The sequence below is a fragment of the Dokdonella sp. genome, from assembly GCF_049593775.1.
Lineage (GTDB): Bacteria > Pseudomonadota > Gammaproteobacteria > Xanthomonadales > Rhodanobacteraceae > Dokdonella.
The window spans coordinates 1-3,640 of record NZ_JBAWHJ010000105.1 but is presented as its reverse complement, the minus strand read 5'-3'; the positions used below and the strand labels follow the sequence as shown (position 1 = coordinate 3,640).

General features: G+C 62.4%; 3 protein-coding genes and 1 pseudogene. 3 read left to right on the top strand and 1 reads right to left on the bottom strand.

Going from position 1 to position 3,640, the window contains the following annotated elements:
• Positions 1-320 (top strand): annotated as a pseudogene (locus tag WBP53_RS03545) (hypothetical protein); the annotation flags it as partial.
• Positions 321-417: 97 nt separating this feature from the next.
• On the opposite strand, the gene rsmI reads toward WBP53_RS03545, so the two are convergent.
• Complete coding sequence (rsmI, locus tag WBP53_RS03540; protein ID WP_423925998.1) at positions 418-1,254, bottom strand: 16S rRNA (cytidine(1402)-2'-O)-methyltransferase; 837 nt, start codon at positions 1,252-1,254, stop codon at positions 418-420.
• Between the two features lie 196 nt (positions 1,255-1,450).
• On the opposite strand from rsmI, the gene WBP53_RS03535 reads away from it, so the two are divergent.
• Together WBP53_RS03535 and WBP53_RS03530 are read left to right on the top strand one after the other, a co-directional pair.
• Entirely contained in the window at positions 1,451-3,244 is a 1,794-nt protein-coding gene (locus WBP53_RS03535) for a penicillin-binding protein activator (protein ID WP_423925996.1), read from the top strand.
• A gap of 12 nt (positions 3,245-3,256) precedes the next feature.
• Positions 3,257-3,613, top strand: coding sequence for a YraN family protein (locus tag WBP53_RS03530; protein ID WP_423925994.1), 357 nt, complete (start codon positions 3,257-3,259; stop codon positions 3,611-3,613).
• Positions 3,614-3,640 lie beyond the last annotated feature (27 nt).

Genomic DNA, 3,640 nt, shown 5'->3' with positions numbered 1-3,640 from the left:
ATGCGGTGACCTCGCTACCCGCCAACGAGCAGTACTCGTTCCTGTTCACCGAGCAATTCGGCGAGATCTTCGGCTATACCCAGGTCAGCTCGTTTGATCGCGGGCGCGATGTGCCGATCATGCAAGTACTCGATCACGCCCTGCTCAACGCACCGGCCCGGGCCTGGTTCACAGGATTCGAGTACGGCCGCGCCGACCTCGATGCCGCCGACCAGGACGAGCGCAACAGCACGACCGCGATCGGCGTATCGGATCACGACGGGTTTGTCGTAAGGCTGGCCACCGACAGGATCTTCGCAGACAGCTTCGGCGGCGATTAGCCACAAGCTGCAGCGTCCAACGTTCGGCTGGCGCCCCCAGCCCCTCTCCCGCCCGGAGAGGGGCTGGGTGGCGGCAGGGAGAGAACACCTGGCAGTGTCAGTCCGCCGGTTTCGCGTACAGCAATTTGCGTGGAGCGCCAGTAATCGCCGCCGCCATGCGTGCAGCGCGTGCAGGAGCCATTTCAGCGCTGAGCAATGCAAACACTCTTCTGCCTTCGGCCAGCGTGGCATCGGCTTGCTCACCACTTGCGCCGGCCACGATGACGACGAACTCTCCGCGCTGCTGGTTGGCGTCCGCCTCGACTTGCGCAATGACCCGCCCCAGCGATCCTGACAGCACGGTCTCGAAAACCTTGGTCAACTCCCGCGCAACTGCGACGTTTCGCGCCTCGCCGAATACCGCTCGAGCATCTTTCAACATGTCGAGAATCCGATGGCTGGATTCATAGAAAATCAGGGTTCGGGATTCCGCGACCAGCTCACCGAGGCGTTCTTTCCGCGCTGATGACTTGGCGGCCAGGAATCCCTCGAAGACGAATCGATCGCTTGCCAGCCCGGCTACAGATAGTGCCGCGATGGCTGCGCAAGGCCCGGGCACTGGAGATACCGGCACTCCTGCGTCGCGCGCCGCCCGCACAAGACGGAACCCGGGATCGCTGATCAGCGGCGTCCCGGCATCCGAAATCAGTGCCACATCCGTGCCCTGCTGCAACACCTCGATGATGCGAGCGAACTGCTCACGCTCATTGTGCTCGTGCAAGGCGAGGCGTGGCGCTCGGCTGCCGATTCGAGCCAGCAGTCCGCCGCTGTGCCGGGTATCTTCCGCCGCGATCAGGCCAACCTTGCACAGAATGTCCTGCGCACGCTTGGAAATGTCATCAAGATGACCAATCGGCGTGGCGACCACCCAGAGTCGCCCCTGAGGTTCGTTCATGATTGCTCCTGCACGGGATTCGCCATCGAGAATACCGGGTCGGCAGCACGAAAGCGCATGTTCCATGGCTCAATCGGTCACCGGCATTTGGCAATCGGAGCGACCTGACGAAATGTCCGGGCTGGTGCATCCGGGCTATCATCGGGCTTTCCATGTTTGCCCAAACCTGCCAATGACAGCAATTCGACTTTTCGCCATGCCACCCAGGATCCTGGTTTTCCTGCTTGCGCTGGCTGGCGCAGCCTGTTCCACGACCGGCGTGCAAACCCGCGATGATGGTGCCGAAGCAGTCCAGGCTGAACAGCTGGTCCGCGAAGGCAACCTGCAGGCCGCCGCTCAGGAATACCTGAACCTGGCCGATCGCAGCCGCGGCTCCGCCACTGCCTATTACCAGCTGCGCGCCGGCGAAATCCTGCGCGAGAACGGCGACTATTCCGGCGCTGCGCGTGCCATCAAGGACATCAAGCGCAAGCGATTGAGCGGCGACGAGCCCTTGCGACTGGATCTCCTCGAAGCCGAGATTGCACTGCAGGAAGGTGACCTACAGCGCGCATCGGCGCTGATGGTGGTTGATGAGGCATCGGTTCCGCCCAACTTGCGCGTTCGTGTCCTCGAGTTGCGCGCGCGCATAGCCGAAGCCAGCGGTGACCCGTTTGCATCGGCACGCATCCGCGCAACCCTGGAGAGCGACCTGGTCGGCCCGGATCGCGACACCAATCGCATCCAGATCATCGAGACCCTGGCTGCCCTGGACAGCGCGACCCTGAAAGGACGTGCAGGCTCACTTCGACCGGGTGACCCGCTGTTGCCATGGATCGAGCAGGCGTTGAAGCTGCGTGGTCAGGTACTGCCGAGGGAACTTCCGCGTCCGCAACGCCCGGTTGGAACCCTGATCCCGGACAACGACAACAGTCTGCAACGGGAAGGCTTCAATGCCGTGCGCCAGGTCGCAGTCATCCTTCCGCTTACAGGACAGGTCGCCGGCGTGGCCCAGTCCATTCTCGATGGATTCTTCGCGGCCTACTATTCAGACGATGGCGCCGAGCGTCCGACCGTGCGCACCTATGATGCCGGCAAGACTCCGCAGGACGCACTCGCAGCCTATGAGCAGGCCGTGGCAGATGGCGCCGGATTCGTGGTCGGGCCGCTATTGCGCGAGGCCGTGGGCGAGCTGTTCCGGCAGCCACTCCCCGTTCGCGTGCTCGCCCTCAATCATCCCGATACGGGTGAAATTCCGCCCAAAGGCAGTGCCGAGTTTGGCTTGCTGCCCGATGCCGAAGGTGCACAAGCCGCTGCGCGCATGATCAGTCTCGGCGTTGATCGCGCTGCAGTCATCGTTGCGGAGACCGACTGGGCGGAGCGAGCGGCGCTCGCATTCCGGGCACAGTTCGAATCACTGGGTGGCCAGGTTGTTGGTGAGTCACGCGTTCGCGAATCCGAGTTCAACTACCAGGCACCAATCCGAAACGCCGCAGAATCACTGGGCGACGTCGCCAACCCCGAGGGCGCCGGCCGCATCAGCCAGCCCGGCGCCGGAATCTTCATCAGCATGCGCCCCCAGCAGGCCCGCCTGCTGATGCCGCAACTCAAATTGGCCGGCATCAACGCCCCGGTGTATGCCACCTCGCATGTGAATTCGGGCGAGACCAGTCCCAGCCTCAACCGCGACCTCGATGGCATCGAATTTTGCGATGCGACCTGGCTGTTCTCGCCCGTACCGGGTCGACCGGATCGCAATGAGATGGCTCACTACCTCGGCAGCGCAAACGGCCTGGGTGCCCGCTTGTTTGCATTTGGCATGGACGCGTACGCCTTGTTGCCATACATGAACTGGCTGCTGGCCAACCCGGACACCTACCTCGATGGAGCCAGCGGGCAACTCGCGGTCGACAGCTTCGGGCGGATCCACAGGGTGCTGACCTGGGCGCGGTTCTCGGATGGCATGGCGCGGCCAGCGCAAGGGGCATTGAGCCCACTGCCGTTCCAGTAACCAGGGCAATCGATGCGCAGCACCGGAAAGTATTTCGAGGACCTTGCACTGGCCCATGCCCAACGCAGCGGATTGAACCTGATTACGCGCAACTTCAACTGTCGCTATGGAGAGCTTGACCTGGTGATGCGCGATCGCGAAATCGTGGTTTTCCTCGAAGTGAGATATCGCCGCTCGCAAAGTCACGGCGGAGCACTCGATTCAGTTAGCGCCAGCAAACGGGAACGATTGACCAGGACAGCGAGTCTGTTTCTTCAAGCCAACCCGGATCTGGGCCGGCATGCCTGCCGTTTCGATGTGATTGCGATAAGCGGAACACAGGATTCACCCACCATAAACTGGCAACGCAACGCCTTTGAAACCGCCTGAGGAACATCCCCGGATGAAATCGAGATC